Raw genomic sequence first — 15,420 nt, 5'->3', positions numbered from 1 at the left:
AAATGTTGCTTGATGAGAGAGTTTGTCCGCGGATTAGCTAATAATTTTGACTGAATCAAATGAATTGCTGAGGAGTAGTGCAGAAAGCTGCAATAGGGAACTTAATTTGGGACATGAGATGCAGGACTATCAAGCGACTAGATAGTCCCGCATGTTTTCTGGTCGGCTACTCGTTTACAGCGACTTCTTGATAACCAGGTTGCACTGATTCTTTTGTTAAACCACGAGTCACATAGCGATAATAAACACTTTGTGTTGGTATTTTGTCTTTCTTTTTAAGCTCTTTGTATCTCGATACATATGTCCGATAAAGGCCGTACTTGAAGTAGGCTTTCGATGCAAAAAGGGTCTGCCCATTAAAACGCACTTTTTCTTTGCCGTTGATCCATGCCTTAAAGAAACCATCGGTGTCTTTTGACCAACGAACGTGCAGTTCTACTCGGTGCCATTTACCCCTTAGTTCTTCTTCTGGTATTAATTCCCATACAGTTTCAGTCTGGCCATCCACTTGTCTATCAAGGTGATAACCGCCTTTTTTAGCTGGAATCCAAGTGTCGTTGAGAGGTGGTGATTGATTCTGGAACATAAACACAGGTGCTGCATTGACCTGGTGGAACTGGCCTAAAGCTACTTTTGTTGGGTAAACACTAGGGTAATCCTCCGGAAAGTATATCTCCCACGCGTACCAATATTCACTGCCATTAACTTGCCGGTTTGTTTTCTGAGATAACTCGCTTCGCTCTCTATCATTGGCGCAGTCACTCCAACCCGCATTAGATGAACAATCTCCATCTCGAACCTCAAAATATTCGACTAATTCTTTGTTGCTAGGATCAATAGGGTCGGCCACTTGCTGGTATCCGTAGCTTCTGGTGTTGAGCGAACGTTTGAATTGCCCAAAGTCTTTATAAGCAGTGGTTTCACACCCAACTAAAGCAAAAAGCGATAACGCGGTTATAAGAGACGTCTTCACAAGTAATCCTTTACTTAAATAATGGAAAGTTAACGAAGTATAGATTAGCTAACTGCATTCTCAAGAGAAATAGACGCTTGATACATGGATGGTGACGTCATTATGACGCTTAAACTGAACCCTATATTCACTTACTAATACGCTAACAAACTCGATAGCTTTAAAAGCTTCAAAAATGATTAGTTTCAAATACCTCTTGACCTCAACTTAGGTTGAGGTCTTAGTCTGTGCGTCGTTTCGTACAACTCACGCATAGGAAGGAAAGTATTTTGGCTAAGATTGCTATTGTCTATTTTACGCAAACAGATATCACCGGTCAGATTGCAAGGGCTATTGCCGCTGGTATAGAAAAGCAGGGGGGCACCGAGGTTTTCTCTCATCGTATCGATGGTAAGGAGATTGTCGAAGGGCGCTTCACAAACACAGAAATACTGGAAGCGCTCACAGAGTGTGACGCGATAATTTTTGGGTCACCGACATACATGGGGGGCGTGGCCGCACAGTTTAAAGCGTTCGCTGATGCCAGCAGCGAAACATGGTTTTACCAAAAATGGGCGAGCAAAGTTGCCGCCGGGTTTACCAGTGGTGGAGCGTTGAATGGTGACCAATCATCGACGCTTCAATATATTCAGACTCTAGCTAACCAGCATGGAATGGTGTGGGTAGGATTGGACAAGATAACCAATACTGGGGAGCACGGGATTAATCGATTAGGGACACAAGTTGGTATTGTGTCTCAAGGGATTGATGGAGAAGCCCACCCATCTGATATTGTAACTGCGGAATATTTGGGCGAACGAGTGGCTTCGTTAGTGAACAAGCTTAATCGTTAGAGCTAGCGTTAAACTAGATAATAAAACACCCACCAATTGGTGGGTGTTTTCGGTTAAACATAACGCGTTACCGTGTGACTTCTTCTAACACTTCGCCTGTCGCGCCGCTTGGTAAGGTGATACCAAGTTTATTCGATAGGGTTGGTGCGACATCGTATGGCGTGATGGCTCGGCTAATCTTTTGCTTAGGAATATCGAATCCGGCAAAAATCACTGGTACGTGTGTATCGTAACGCCAAGGAGAACCATGCGTTGATGCAATGGTTAGCCCTTCCATATCTGTGATGTAGCTGCGCTGCTGGAATACAACATACACATCGCCTGAGCGTGCAGGGTGGTAGTTGTTTTTAATCAGCTCCATGACATGAGTGTTAGGAACTTGGTTTTTCGCGATGTCTGTGCTCGTCACGGCATAGGCGACTCCCGGTACCTGTGATATCTCGTCGGCAACGGCGGCCTGAACCTTAGCTAGATCTAAGCCTTTACGTTTGATGAGTTCGTGGTCGAGGTAGACGTAGGGTTGAGCGTAGATACGAATTGCTTCTTTGCCTAACTTGAACTCTTTGTTCAGCCTTGCATAGAGCGCTTCACTTAACAGTGTATCTTGATTGAAGTAGTTTGCTTGAGTAAAGCCAAGAGCATTGGCTGCCGGTGAGGCTTCAGGCACTCCGTGGTCAGCAGAGAGTACAATGAGTGTGTTCTCTAACCCTACTTGGTTATCAACGGTATTCAGTAATTTAGCGATGGTTCGGTCGAGGCGGACCAAATTATCTTCAGTTTCAAGGCTCTCTGGACCGTACATGTGAATCACGTAGTCATTTGAAGAGAAACTCACTGAAAGATAATCGGTCACATCACCTTTACCTAGGTTTTCTTGTTTTAACAGCGTGCTTGCGAAGTCTTCAGTCAGCTCATCGCCAGCTGGGCTTAACGTTAGCATTGTGCTGAAATATTTATAGCTGGCCGGTCCGTATGGATGAGGGAATGTACGCTTGAATCCCGCTAAATCGACTTTGTGGCTTTGGTCGTGTTCAACTAAGGTGTAATTCTCTTTTGGTAGGGTAAGCTCCCAACGTTTGCCGGAATATTGATTAGCAAATTCCTTTTCGTTCCATCGGTTCACCCACGCAGGATAGGCGTCATAGTAATAGTCAGAAGTGACAAATTCAGACTTCGCTTTAGAGAACCAAAATGCTTTACCTGTGTGACCGGCAAGAGAGATCGCGCCGCGATCTTTAACTGAGACAGCAAACGCCTTTGATTTTCCGCTGGTGGAGACAATTAACTCGTCACTGAACGTGGTCGAAAGTATAGGCTCTGGTGAGCGACCATCTTGCTGCGCGGCTTTCTGAGTTGGATCGATTTCCGTCGATTTGTCGACATCAGCACCGCTACTGAGCATTGAGTAGTCAGCATCTTCAACGTTATATACTATGCGCTGTTCGTTTCTGTCGTACCATACATTGCCAACCATCCCGTGAACACTTGGTGGTGCGCCTGTCGCTAGAGAGACGTGGCCAACAATGGTTTCGGTATTCCCATGTTCATAATGAGCATTGGTGTAGTGTGTACCGGTATCCATAAGGTAGCGAAAACCGTCGTCACCGAAGTTGTGTTTATATCGATCGAGTAGATCGCCACGTAAACCGTCGACTGTGATTTGTAGTACTAGGTTTGGCTTCGAATCGTTTGCGAATGTTGGCAGGCTGCAGAGCAGGGCGAGAGACAATGCCGAAAGTTGAATTGAACGCATAGGTTTTCCTTAATGTGCATCTTTAGCTAAACGCAGGCCCATGTCAGACATGATGATAGACTGACTGGCGAAATCGCGACGGAAGTTTTCGGAGTCGTGCTTGCCGTAAGAGAAACTTCCACCACGAAGAGATTTATGGGCGAGATTAACATCGCTATCTTGAGCGTTATTTGGGTTGTCGGTTGGGCCAAAGCGATAGTAGGTGTCATCGAATGCATCGATAACAAATTCTCCGACATTACCTGTCATGTCATACAGACCAAGTTCGTTCGGTTGTTTTAGGCCAACAGGGTGTGCGCGGTTGTTAGAGTTACCGTCGTACCATGCAACGTCATCAATGTTGTCTGAACCGCTATAAGTAAAGCCTTGGCTTTCATTCCCGCCTTTTGCTGCAAATTCCCATTCTGCTTCTGTCGGCAATCGGTATTCTTCGCCCGTCAGTTCGTTGAGACGTTCGATAAAGTAATTAGCTTGTTGCCAACTGATATTGTTGACTGGGATGTCATCGCCGGCAAAATAACTCATTGATGATCCCATCACGGACTCAAACAATTCCTGAGTCACTTCAAACTTAGATATGTAGAAACTGTCGACTCTGACGTTTCTTGCGGGTTGTTCGGCTTTAGATGCATTACTGGCGTTTGAGCCCATTTCAAACGTTCCCCCCTCAACTAAAACCATGTCGGTATTAATTTGTTGTGCTATCGGGTGGCTTGGTGCCGTCGCACAGCCTGATATAACCAGGGTCAATGTTATGGCGCTGATTGAGCTTAAATACTTGTTGCTTAAAACGTTCATGCTTCGCCTCACGGTCAAAAGAGTTGGCAACAGACTACCGAAAATGGTCATTCCTAATGGTTATAAAGGGTATAACAAGCCATAGACATCATTGGGAATTATGATTATTCCATCGCAAGACTCTAAGGTGGAACGCATGCATATTACTCAAGGCCCGCAATTTAATGGTAAAGCATCAAAAAGACTGCACGTGATGGCAAAGCCAATCGGAGCAGCATGCAACATTGATTGCACGTACTGCTACTACCTAAGCAAACAGGACTTGCTGGAATATAAAAAAGGCTGCTCACCAAAAATGGATGACGAAACGTTAGAGCATTACATTCGCCAGTATATTGAAGGGCAAAATACGCCGGAGATTATCTTTTCTTGGCAGGGCGGTGAGCCGACCATGCTTGGTTTGGAATACTTTGAGAAAATCGTTTCGCTGCAAGAGAAGTACCGTCCGTCGGGCGTGAAAATATCAAACGACCTTCAAACTAACGGCACTCTGCTTAATGATGAGTGGTGTGCGTTTTTGGGCAAAAACAACTTTCTGGTTGGTTTGAGTATCGATGGCCCTGAATTACTCCATAATACTTACCGAACTAACCGCGCCGGTAGAGGCACCTTTAAACAAGTGATGGCGGCGGTAGAACTGCTGCACAAACATCAAGTTAATTTCGCCACCCTGACATGTGTAAATAACCTCACCAGTCAAAACCCGCTCGAGGTGTATCGTTTTCTGCGTGATGTGGTTAAGTCGCCACAAATGCAATTTATTCCGATTGTGGAGCAGAAAACGTTCCGTACAACAGCCCCACAAACTTGGGAAGCGACCGAGCAACTAAAACAAGGTGATAAAAGACTTATCCCTGGCCACAAAGATTCCATCATGGAGCCATGGTGCGTGTCGGATCATGCTTGGGGGAACTTCCTTATTGCGATCTTCGATGAGTGGATTCAAAAAGACTTAGGCAAAGTGTTTGTTCAGTACTTTGAAGCGAGCGTAGAAACGTGGATGGGGCGACCAAACCCTTTGTGCACGTTGAATGAGCTATGTGGTAAAGGTTTAGCGATGGAACCTAATGGCGACGTATTCGCATGTGACCACTATGTGTATCCGGAATACAAGGTGGGAAATATTCATCACCAGAAACTTGATGACATGGCTTACAGCAAGGAACAACAAACTTTCGGGTTTGCGAAATCAAGAACGCTGACTAGCCAGTGCCAAGGGTGTGACTACAAGTTTGCTTGTCATGGTGAATGTCCAAAAAACCGATTCACCCGCACCAAAGCAGGAGAGCCAGGGCTTAATTATCTTTGTGCAGGTTGGCATAAGTTTTTCGCTCATGCGGACAAATCTCTTGCTTACATTTTGAGAATGACGGGCAACCCGGTTACTCATGGCAAATTTAATGACCAAAAACTGCGTGAGTTAAATGGTCAATCTGTGGTGGCAAGTCGCACACTTCATTCAAATCCATCTCGCTTTGAAACTAAATTCTGAGGGCTTTAACTGTGATTAATTCAACTCATTCAAAAGTAAATAAATTCATGACCCTGCTAGCCTGTTCTGTAATTGCTGGCTCTGCACTGGCACAAGATGAAGCGTTGTTACAACCGGATCAAATCCAGGGAGACACTGCGGTTACGCAAGCGGCGGATGATGTACAAGCGAGATTAACAAAACTTTCTTACACCGCGCAGAACCAAAATGAACAACCGGAAGTTCGCGCCGATGCACTAAGACAGCTTGCGCAGTACCCGAGCCAAAATGCTTTAGTCGCTGTAGCACGAGGGCTTAAAGACCCAAGCTTTGTGGTACGTGAAGCAGCGATCATAGGCTCAGATCCATACCAATTAGAGCACCGTTGGCGTATGGTGGCTCCACTTTTAACTGATGAACATCACTCAGTACGCGCTGCAGCGGCGGCTAACTTAGCACGTGACTACAACAACGTAAGTGAAGAGCAGCGTGCTCAATTAGAAGCGCCGATTGCCGAGCTGGTCGCTTTTCTAGAGCAGCAACAAGATGACGGTTCTAAATTGCTTCTTGCCGATGTACTTCGCTGGCACAACCAATGGGAAGAAGCGGACAAGCGCTACCAAACATTGCTTGTAAAAGATTCAGACAACCCACAGTTGTGGCTAAACCTAGCCGACAACTACCGAGCGCAAAGCAAAGATAAAGAAGCGATTGATACACTGGATACTGCTATACGCAAATTACCGGGAACCGCATCATTGCATTACTCGAAGTCGCTTGCGTTAGTGCGTTTGGAAGACAGAACAACAGCAGCTGAGGAGATTGAAACCGCGGCAAAACTGGCTAAAGACAATAGTTACTATTGGTATTTAAACGGTGTTTTACAAGAAGATTTAAACATCGATAAGTCGACAAAATCATTCGAGAAAGCCTATCTAATTTCAGGTGCACCTGAGCAGCTTTATGCCGTATGCGACATCTACGTGAGATACGGCAATGAGAAAACAGACGAGTGTCTAAAAGAGCTTGGCAAAGTCGCACCTGACTATGTCATCAAAGACCTAAAGTCGAAACAGGTTAAGGGAAGTTAATCTACTGATTCACCCAGCAAGCCGAAAATGGAATGCCCAAGCGTTCAAACTGCTTTATCCAACGCCATTGGTTATCTTGCAGTTTATCGCCTGGGCCTTTTACTTCTATCCACTCAAAGCCACCATCCTTGAATACGATGAGATCTGGCATGCCATTTCGGTAAAGCTTTAGGTCGCTCATCATTATCTTAAATAGCGCTAACAAAGTATCGATTGGGATATGTTTGCATGCTTGGTCTAGCAGCTCTTGTGATAATCCATTCCAATGCACAAACGGATTGGCAAGACCAAACTTATCTCGATAGGTTTGCATCATGTGTTCAAACCCGTTTTGTTTAAGTCGCTTAAATGCTTTCTCGAACATCACTTTGCGCTTTTGGGAAAAATCGGAGTGATACAAATCCAGTGGCCTATGCTGATAGGCATTAATAAAAGCTCCTTCGACGTCTGCAAAAACCACATCCCAAAACGCTAAACCAAATAGTCCATTCAGCAGAACGTTTTCACAGTAGAAAGCTTGGTATCCCGCTTTTATAAAATGCTCCATAGCCGCGAGTTCGACACGTTGTTGGGTGAGATCCAACGACAAATGGTGCTCTTTAGTCTTAGGCTTTTTCGCCCTAGGTACTTTTTGCCCCTGTTTACGATGCAACCTTTGCTCTAGCTTGATGGCGACTTCTAGTTCTGACTCGTTTTCGGGAGAGGCCAGCATATTGTGAACTATGCGGCTAAAACCATCGTTATCGTCTAATTTGTCGTAGATACGGGCTTGGCGTTCACGTGAAGGTGGAAGTGGGCTTTTCTCAAACCACTCAATAGCGAGTGGGAAATCGTTGAATCGTTCAAGATCGCGCGCGAGATCGTTAATTAACTTGAATTGCTTGCGTGCGATATAGGAATGTTCCGATACCGCAGGTAATACTTGAGACAGCGCCTCTAATAAAGCATCGATATTTGCTTTGTCTTTTTGGTTGCATAGCCAATAGGCGTTGCTCAGTTGGCTTAATGTTAATAGTTGGTCGATTTCATCTCGCGACGTAAAGAAGCGGCGCTCCTTACTTAACGGATATTGTTCAAACTGATGCAGACCGAGATCGTCGAGAACAAACTGGCTAAGATCTTGGTGAGTATTGGCGAAAAATAGCGTGAGTAATACCGAAATGAGCTCTGAATTAAGTAGCTCAATACAGTCAAAGTTTAGTGATTCGAATCGGGTAAAAGGCGTGTCTGTCAGGCTTGCAACGAGCTGATGTTTAGGCGCTTTACGATCTAATTGGGGGAAACACTCCAGTACTTCCTGCTTAGTGAGCAGCGATGCTGCGAGGTCTTGTTCGCTGATGAGTCCATTTAAGTCGATAAAATTCTGTTGCTGTAGCTTGGTTAACGCATCCTTAAGCTGGGGGATCTCGGTATATTCAAGTTTATCACTACGAAACCAACTGCCACGGCGTGAATACAAACGAACTAATAAACATTGGCTCTGCTTCGGCAGAACAGAAAAACGTTCTATCCAGCTAAGCTCATTTGGTGTGAGTATATCTGCGTACCAGGTTAGCGCATGTTCTGTGAGCTTTTTGAAATTATCGAGATAGTAATCAGCGGCAAGTTGCGGGGTAGGGAGCATAGTGTCTATAGATACAAAAAGAGCTTAACCATAGGTTAAGCTCTTTACGCAATAAATCAATATTGTTCAACGACTAGCGATTAAGCGCTCGCGTTTTGAAGTTCTGCTGCTTTTGCTTCAGAGATTGGCTTGGTAACAAATGCTAATACCACACACACACCCATCATTACTGCAGAGATAGTGTAAGCCAAGCCGTAGCTGCCAGCACCTTGTGTCATTGAGTAACCAACCACTGCTGCACCAATAGCGCCGCCGATACCCCAAGCTGTGTAGAGCACACCGTAGTTCGTACCGTAGTTTTTCAGGCCGTAGTATTCCGCAGTGATAGATGGGAATACAGCCAGAAGTGTGCCGTAACCAACAGCAGCAATTGCAGTACCGATGATTAGCGTGAACTCAGAGCTAAACGTTGAGAACAGTACCATGTTGATGCCTTGCAGAATGAACGCAAGAAGTAGAGTACGTACGCAGCCAATCTTGTCAGAAAGGATACCTGCCGCAACACGGCCGCCTGAGTTAAATACCGCTAGGATAGAAGCTAGGTAAACCGCGTTAGGTAGGTTCGCCTGAACACTTGCAATGTTAGTGATGTTACCAATGATCATCAGGCCAACAGATGCTGCGAATGCGTACATTACCCAAAGAGAGTAGAACTGAGGTGTTTTCAACATCGCTTTCCAGCTCATGTCCGCAGATTTCTTAACCGCTACAGGCGCTTTACCCGCTTTTACTTTTGGTTCTGCAGGTACATAGTCTGAAGGTGGGTTGTTGATAGTACAAGCAAGTGGTACAGCAACAACCAATACACCAACACCTAGAATCATAAATGCAGTGTTGATGCCCAGATCAGTGATTAGCATTGACGTTAGTGGTGCTAGGTAAATAGCAGCAAGACCGAAGCCAGCAGCAATCAAACCGTTTACTAGGCCTTTCTTCGATGGGTGGAACCACTTCATCGCAGAAGGAGAAAGACAAGCGTAACCAAAACCGATACCCGCACCAGTAATCACACCGAACGTGATGTTTAGCATTAGTACAGAGTTAACGAAGCCAGATGCGATCATGCCCAAGCCAGTCAGTACAGTACCAAGGATCAGAATCTTACGTGGGCCCATACGGTCTTGAAGGATACCCGCAACTAAAAGACAAACAGAGAAAGTAATGGTTGCGATTGCGTAAGGTGATGATGCGTCAGCTGCGCTCCAGCCAAAGTCAGTAACAAGTGCTTTGTTGAATACACTCCAAGCATACAGGATGCCAAGACAAAGGTTGATACAGAATCCTGCTAACAGGATGCGCATTGCTTTATCAATCTTGCTCATTTTATTTCTCGGTTTGGCCCTAAAAAGAGGGGGATGGTTACAGTCGATTTATTAAAAATTAGTTTGCGTTTATCAACACAAAACGCAATGAGCGCGGATTATAACCAATATAAATGTGATTGGAATCTCTTTTTCAACCGATTAGGCATTTAATTTCAGAATGTTAATGGCGTGTTTTTGGTGTTAATTAAAAAGTGCGATTTTTTAACTTTTGATTTGTAGGACTGAAAAGTTATTGACACGTCAATAGTGGCAATTGCCCGAATTATCAAGGGATGAGACTTGTAAGAAATTTCCTACATTACAATTACTTATAGAAAATTGACTAAGTCATAGTTGTGTAAAATGAAGTGTAGAAGCATTTCAAAGTATGAATTTCGTCATTATGATGCGCCGCATTCAAAAATAAGTGGTAAAAAACACATGAAATTCAAAACTCTAAAAATCGCACTCATTGCAGCAGTCGGCGCTACATCTCTAACAGGTTGTATGGGACAAATGGCGACTACAGGCATGGTATCTAAGTTCAACCTACAAGTTGTAGATAACCGTTACGGACGTGAAGGTATGTTCATTCTTCTTTCTCCTGTTTACGGTATTGCGAGTGTGGCTGACTTATTCATTTTCAACGCAGTAGAATTCTGGACTGGTACTAACCCAATCTCTGGTAAGTCTCCTGCAGTTGTAGATACGCCAATGGATGCAATCATCAAAGTAAACAAAGATCTAGATAGCAGCCTAACTGAAGTACCGCTACAGACTAACAACGAAAACGTTGAAAAAGCGACACTGAAGCAAATCGACGAAAACACCATGCAAATGGATATTTCATACATCGATGGTACGCAACAAGTACTACGTGGTGAAAAAGGTGAAGATAGCGTTGCGTTCTACCTAGACGACGAATACATCACTACCGTTTCGAACGCTGAACTAGATAACTATGTTGCTTCTGCACAAATCTAATTGATGTTCATATCGATCAAACAAGTTTTCATCCAAGTCCAATGAAACTGTTCGGTTACGAAAAAACCTTCGCCTTAGCGAAGGTTTTTTTATTTATTGGACCAGGGTAGCCGCCTAATTACTGATTAGCGCTGGAATACCTGGTAATTGACCAACGAGTGCTAGCGAGCCAACACAGATAACAAAGGCAAGCCCCGGAATTAAATACTTGTCTTTAGCTGAAAGAGATTTAGCACGCTCATGATCACCGATGAGCCCCATGTTATCGAGAAGCATAGTTGTCGCCCAGCCAAAAACAGGGTTTACAAACGCACAGGCAAAGATACAGATACCTGCACTCAGCGAATCTTTGTGTTTGTGAATCATTTGCATACCAGCTTCAAGGAGTGGTAAGAACACACCAACAATCAATGCAACACGTAATACTGGTTCCCACATTGCAAGGTCCATTGGGTAACCAATCACAGAAGCCGCGATACACATAAGTCCAGTAAGTAAAGCGCCGCCCGGAATAGGACGTTTAGCAATAGCGGCAGGGATCATGTAAGTGCCCCAAGAAGATGCTAAGTTACCACCACCTAGTAATGCACCCACACCTTGACGAACTGAAGCACCAACCATGGTGTCGTCAACGTCCATCAATACGCCTTTGGCTTCTTTTGGGTAGTTGAGTTCTTGGAACACTCTATGGCCCAAATAGTCTGGCGACCACATAGCGACAGCAAGCAAGGCAAATGGTGTAACTGCGATGAAGTGTTCTAGGTTTGGCCAACCGAGTTGCCAACCCGTATTTTCACCCCACCAGTAGAATGGGCTGAAGTGAGGGAGGCCAGGCTCTGTCGTGAATGAGAAATCGGCTCCCATTATGTAGGCCACGATACCAGCAAGCGCAGAGCAAAGTGGGATAGCTAGCCAACGTTTATTAATCTTAGCGAGATAAGCATAAACCATCACCGTTACGCCAATGACCGCAAAGGATATATAGCCTTGATCGGTACTTGATGCCCAAGCCTCTGTCTTGTTGATTTGGCCGATTAACCCAACTGCTCCAAGGTAGATAAGCAGGCCGCCCCGTACGCCAACGCCTGTTAAGGTCATGAGCTTAGAGCCACCTTTAGTGAAGGCGAGAATTAAGCCGAATGCGCACACCATGAGCCCCAGTGCCAAAGGGTGTCCCCCAGCTGCAGCGATTAGAGGGATCAACGGAATCATCGGTCCGTGTGTACCGGCGAGGTTAGCGTTGGGGTTAAGGATTGCAGAGAAAAGGATAACGAACAGTGCACCTGCAATAAGCAGCTCGTAACGTACGTTTTCTGCGACAAACTCTGGTGAAAGGCCAAACTGAGCGGCAAATGCAGCGACCATTGCGGTCACCATCACTACCTTACCTATGGTTGCAGCTAGCGCAGGCACCCAGTCTTCAATTTCTATACTGTAGTCGCGTGAGGGTAGGTGAATACCCCAACGACGAAAGCTCATGATTTTAAGATCGTGATTTAGGAACTCTTCTCGGCTTTCAAATTCCTGCGCTTTTCGGCGCATATCCCTGTAAAAGGTTTTACTTGTGTTAGACATTTCGTCTTCCTTTGTTATGAGACGAAGTTGAACCATGTCAATTAGCACTCCACTTACTGTTGGTATACTGACCTTCGATCAGTACGTGACGACATCCCAGACGCTACCAATAGCCTTATCTATATGAAAAGGCGGGAGAAAACCTGGCTTGCTTCGTTAATTACGACAAAGCGCTAAGCAGGCGCTTCGTCAAAAAATCGAGTCAAAACATTGGCCTCATACTAGGAAAGTGAATTATTGAATTATTGATTTCGATTAATTTAAATCTCGATCATATAAGTTGAGTGATTATCTGTTATCAGAAACACAACGCAACTCACACTTTTGATTTAACTATCAATATGCAAAGGAATGAAAAGGATCGAATGAAAATTTCGGAGCACGCTAATCGAACAGAGCGACTTTATGGGGTGAGAGCAGAAGACATCCATCGATGGATCGACGGCTTCTTTGATTACAACGGTAAAGACCATGATGAAACGATGGCGAAAGCGCTCGAATACGATCCATATTCTCATCGTCGATTCCGTCACTGTAAAGAAGCGCTGCCCGAGGCCATTAAGACCTTTGGTGATAAATACACCAACCAACAAATTAAAGATGTTTTCGAAACTCATATTCGCGACGACTACCATGGTTATTTGCCTATGAAAGCCGACTTTGAAAACGGTTCGTTCACAGCCAAATATCATGATGTAAGCCATGAAAATGAATTGGCCGACGTACTTGATGACAATGAACTCGCTGACTATTTTGATGGCGCAATGGTGGCTCAAAGCGAACGGCGGTCGACACTGAGCCGATTTGGTTTACGTATTGTGTTGCCAACGGTTAGTGCCATTGTTTTGTTTGTAACGGCAATTATCTTCGTAATTTTACCGTTGGTACAAGAATCAATGGTTGGGCAAAAACAGCAAATGCTTAAGGAGTTAACTTCTACAGCAGTCAGTGTTGTTGATCGTTATGTTGAGTTAGAACGAATTGGGGCGGTTAGTTTAGTGGAAGCGAAATCCAAAGCAGCGATGGATATTAAGTCGATGCGATATGGCGCGGAAAATAAAGACTACTTCTTTATTACCGATATGCATCCTCGAATGATCATGCACCCTTACCGTAGTGATTTGACCAACCAAGATCTAACCCACTTTTACGAAACCGACAGTAAGTCAGGTTTTCCGATTTTCGTAGAGCTGGCCAAACTAGTCGAAACGTCTCATGAAGGTTATTTAGAGTACTTATGGCAATGGAAGGATGACGCATCAATTACAGCGCCTAAAATGACCTATGTTGAAGGCGTAGAAGAATGGCAGTGGATTGTCGGCACGGGTGTTTATCTAGAAGATGTTCAGCAGGAAATTGATAAGTTAGAGAGCACGCTTTATCGAGTATTTATCGCCATAACACTAGGCTTGGCAGTTGTTTTGTTCTACGTCATCGCTCAGTCGAAAGTGATCGAGAAAAGAAAGATGCGTGCAGAGCTTGCATTACACGAAGCCAAAAATCGCTATAAAGCGTTAGTTGAGTCCTCAAATGAAGGCTATATATTGGAAGCCGATGGAAAGATAGTATTCTCTAATTCAAGACTTCACCAACTACTCGGATACACCGACACTGAGTTAAAGTCACAAGGGATGTGGAAGCAGCTATTCTCGGCATCTGCCCGTAACGCTCGCGTACAATCTCATCTAATGCACCTCTTTAAACATGAAGTTGAACCCTCGGAATTTGAAGCTCAAATTTTAACCAAAAGCGGGCGCGAGATAGATATCATTCTAAGCACATCGCGTATTTTTCTATCTGAGAAGCTGGGCCATGTCATCTCATTTAGGCCAATTGTTAGGAAGATCTATGGCGCGAGTTTCGGTTCCATAACTCCAAGTTCGGCCTACAGCAATACCAGTTCAAGTATCGTCGAGGATATACAAAAAGGTGAAAGCCACAGTCATGTAATTGAGTCACTTAACCGACTCACCGATTTAATTCGTGAAATGATTGCAGCTGGCGCTCGCTCGGACAATTTGCGGAGGCTAATTGGAAGCACTTATGATGCGGCAATTTGTCGGTTTATCGAATTGACCATTCACGAGATCGGTGAACCACCAGTCCCATTTTCGTTTTTGTCGTTTGGTAGTAATGCACGCCATGATATGACGCTATTCTCCGATCAAGATAATGCCATTGTGTTTGAAACTCCTGATGACCAAGATCTAAAAGCAACTCGTCGATATTTCCTACACCTAGCAGAAAAGGTCTGCGCGATGCTAAATCAAGCAGGATATAGCTACTGTGATGGCTTGATTATGGCGTCAAACCACCAATGGTGTTTGAGTGAAAAGGAGTGGCATGACAACTTTACCAATTGGATAGAAAAAGCCACGCCGGAGAGTATATTAGAGCTGAATGTGTTCTTTGATATCCGTTCTACATTTGGCGATGCGAAATTGGCGGGTGGAATTCAAGCGCATATTCAGCAGTTATTAAACAAAGAAACACGCTTTCTGGAGGTGTATGCACAGAACTGTTTGGCTCACACCATACCTTTAGACGATGAGGGAGCGTTCATTACAGAGTCATTTGAAGGCAGAGAAGTCATCAACCTCAAAGCGTGTTTACGTCCAATGGAGATTTTTTGTCGACTTTACGCACTCAAACACGACATACGTGAGAGTAATACGGTTGAACGGCTAAAAGGTTTACAAGCAGCTCAAGAGATTGAGGCAAAAACTTATCGAGAAATGGTGTGTATTTTTGACCATATTTGGCATTTGCGCTTTATGAACCAAATCATTGAATACAGCGACCTAAGAAAGGTTAACGACATGTTGGCGGTAGGCGATCTAACGATATTGGAGCAGCAAAATTTAAGGAACGTCATGAGCCGTATCGGATTGTTCCACGAGAAAGTGCAGCAAGATTTTACTTAACTACCAACGCGCTTCAGGAACTCGTCTGATAGACAGTGGGTTTGTAGCCATGAGCTTTTTGTGCGTATTTGTGGGGCGAATCAAGCTTGT

11 protein-coding genes are annotated in these 15,420 nt (G+C 44.5%); 5 read left to right on the top strand and 6 right to left on the bottom strand.

Annotation, left to right across the window (positions count from 1 at the left end):
- Positions 1–166: 166 nt before the first annotated feature.
- Entirely contained in the window at positions 167–973 is an 807-nt protein-coding gene (locus J4N42_RS18910) for a heparin lyase I family protein (protein ID WP_252030973.1), read from the bottom strand.
- Positions 974–1,242: 269 nt separating this feature from the next.
- Between J4N42_RS18910 and J4N42_RS18905 the strand changes: the two genes are divergently transcribed.
- Complete coding sequence (locus tag J4N42_RS18905) at positions 1,243–1,806, top strand: flavodoxin family protein (protein ID WP_252030971.1); 564 nt, start codon at positions 1,243–1,245, stop codon at positions 1,804–1,806.
- A 67-nt stretch (positions 1,807–1,873) separates the two neighbouring features.
- Here J4N42_RS18905 and J4N42_RS18900 read toward each other — a convergent pair whose 3' ends face one another.
- Both J4N42_RS18900 and J4N42_RS18895 read right to left on the bottom strand, forming a co-directional pair.
- Positions 1,874–3,559 carry an alkaline phosphatase family protein gene (locus J4N42_RS18900; RefSeq protein WP_252030969.1) on the bottom strand — a complete coding sequence of 562 codons (1,686 nt, stop codon included), beginning with the start codon at positions 3,557–3,559 and terminating at the stop codon, positions 1,874–1,876.
- A 9-nt stretch (positions 3,560–3,568) separates the two neighbouring features.
- The gene (locus J4N42_RS18895; RefSeq protein WP_252030967.1) at positions 3,569–4,357 is read right to left on the bottom strand and encodes a formylglycine-generating enzyme family protein; all 789 of its coding nucleotides are present in this window, start codon (positions 4,355–4,357) and stop codon (positions 3,569–3,571) included.
- Positions 4,358–4,493: 136 nt separating this feature from the next.
- On the opposite strand from J4N42_RS18895, the gene J4N42_RS18890 reads away from it, so the two are divergent.
- Positions 4,494–5,849 (top strand): anaerobic sulfatase maturase, encoded by a 1,356-nt coding sequence (locus tag J4N42_RS18890; RefSeq protein ID WP_252030965.1) that lies wholly within the window; start codon positions 4,494–4,496, stop codon positions 5,847–5,849.
- A 47-nt stretch (positions 5,850–5,896) separates the two neighbouring features.
- The gene (locus J4N42_RS18885) at positions 5,897–6,919 is read left to right on the top strand and encodes a HEAT repeat domain-containing protein (RefSeq protein ID WP_252030963.1); all 1,023 of its coding nucleotides are present in this window, start codon (positions 5,897–5,899) and stop codon (positions 6,917–6,919) included.
- A gap of 1 nt (position 6,920) precedes the next feature.
- On the opposite strand, the gene J4N42_RS18880 is transcribed toward J4N42_RS18885, so the two are convergent.
- Positions 6,921–8,543 carry a VRR-NUC domain-containing protein gene (locus tag J4N42_RS18880; RefSeq protein ID WP_252030962.1) on the bottom strand — a complete coding sequence of 541 codons (1,623 nt, stop codon included), beginning with the start codon at positions 8,541–8,543 and terminating at the stop codon, positions 6,921–6,923.
- 80 nt (positions 8,544–8,623) lie between these two features.
- On the bottom strand, positions 8,624–9,865 hold the full coding sequence (locus tag J4N42_RS18875; RefSeq protein ID WP_252030960.1) for an L-lactate MFS transporter: 1,242 nt from the start codon (positions 9,863–9,865) through the stop codon (positions 8,624–8,626).
- A 423-nt stretch (positions 9,866–10,288) separates the two neighbouring features.
- Between J4N42_RS18875 and J4N42_RS18870 the strand changes: the two genes are divergently transcribed.
- Entirely contained in the window at positions 10,289–10,831 is a 543-nt protein-coding gene (locus J4N42_RS18870) for a DUF3332 domain-containing protein (RefSeq protein WP_252030958.1), read from the top strand.
- Positions 10,832–10,945: 114 nt separating this feature from the next.
- Here J4N42_RS18870 and J4N42_RS18865 read toward each other — a convergent pair whose 3' ends face one another.
- Complete coding sequence (locus J4N42_RS18865) at positions 10,946–12,406, bottom strand: DUF3360 family protein (RefSeq protein ID WP_252030957.1); 1,461 nt, start codon at positions 12,404–12,406, stop codon at positions 10,946–10,948.
- Between the two features lie 365 nt (positions 12,407–12,771).
- Between J4N42_RS18865 and J4N42_RS18860 the strand changes: the two genes are divergently transcribed.
- The gene (locus J4N42_RS18860; protein ID WP_252030955.1) at positions 12,772–15,330 is read left to right on the top strand and encodes a DUF294 nucleotidyltransferase-like domain-containing protein; all 2,559 of its coding nucleotides are present in this window, start codon (positions 12,772–12,774) and stop codon (positions 15,328–15,330) included.
- Positions 15,331–15,420 lie beyond the last annotated feature (90 nt).

This window comes from Vibrio sp. SCSIO 43135 (assembly GCF_023716665.1).
Classification (GTDB): domain Bacteria; phylum Pseudomonadota; class Gammaproteobacteria; order Enterobacterales; family Vibrionaceae; genus Vibrio; species Vibrio paucivorans.
The sequence above is the reverse complement of the archived record's forward strand: the minus strand, read 5'-3'. Positions and strand labels throughout refer to the sequence as shown.

Excerpts from the sequence above, each read along its gene's own strand:
- J4N42_RS18885 (WP_252030963.1), top strand. The coding sequence starts at position 5,897 with ATGACCCTGCTAGCCTGTTCTGTAATTGCTGGCTCTGCACTGGCACAA.
- J4N42_RS18875 (WP_252030960.1), bottom strand. The coding sequence starts at position 9,865 with ATGAGCAAGATTGATAAAGCAATGCGCATCCTGTTAGCAGGATTCTGT.
- J4N42_RS18870 (WP_252030958.1), top strand. The coding sequence starts at position 10,289 with ATGAAATTCAAAACTCTAAAAATCGCACTCATTGCAGCAGTCGGCGCT.
- J4N42_RS18865 (WP_252030957.1), bottom strand. The coding sequence starts at position 12,406 with ATGTCTAACACAAGTAAAACCTTTTACAGGGATATGCGCCGAAAAGCG.
- J4N42_RS18880 (WP_252030962.1), bottom strand. The coding sequence starts at position 8,543 with ATGCTCCCTACCCCGCAACTTGCCGCTGATTACTATCTCGATAATTTC.
- J4N42_RS18895 (WP_252030967.1), bottom strand. The coding sequence starts at position 4,357 with ATGAACGTTTTAAGCAACAAGTATTTAAGCTCAATCAGCGCCATAACA.
- J4N42_RS18860 (WP_252030955.1), top strand. The coding sequence starts at position 12,772 with ATGAAAATTTCGGAGCACGCTAATCGAACAGAGCGACTTTATGGGGTG.
- J4N42_RS18890 (WP_252030965.1), top strand. The coding sequence starts at position 4,494 with ATGCATATTACTCAAGGCCCGCAATTTAATGGTAAAGCATCAAAAAGA.
- J4N42_RS18900 (WP_252030969.1), bottom strand. The coding sequence starts at position 3,559 with ATGCGTTCAATTCAACTTTCGGCATTGTCTCTCGCCCTGCTCTGCAGC.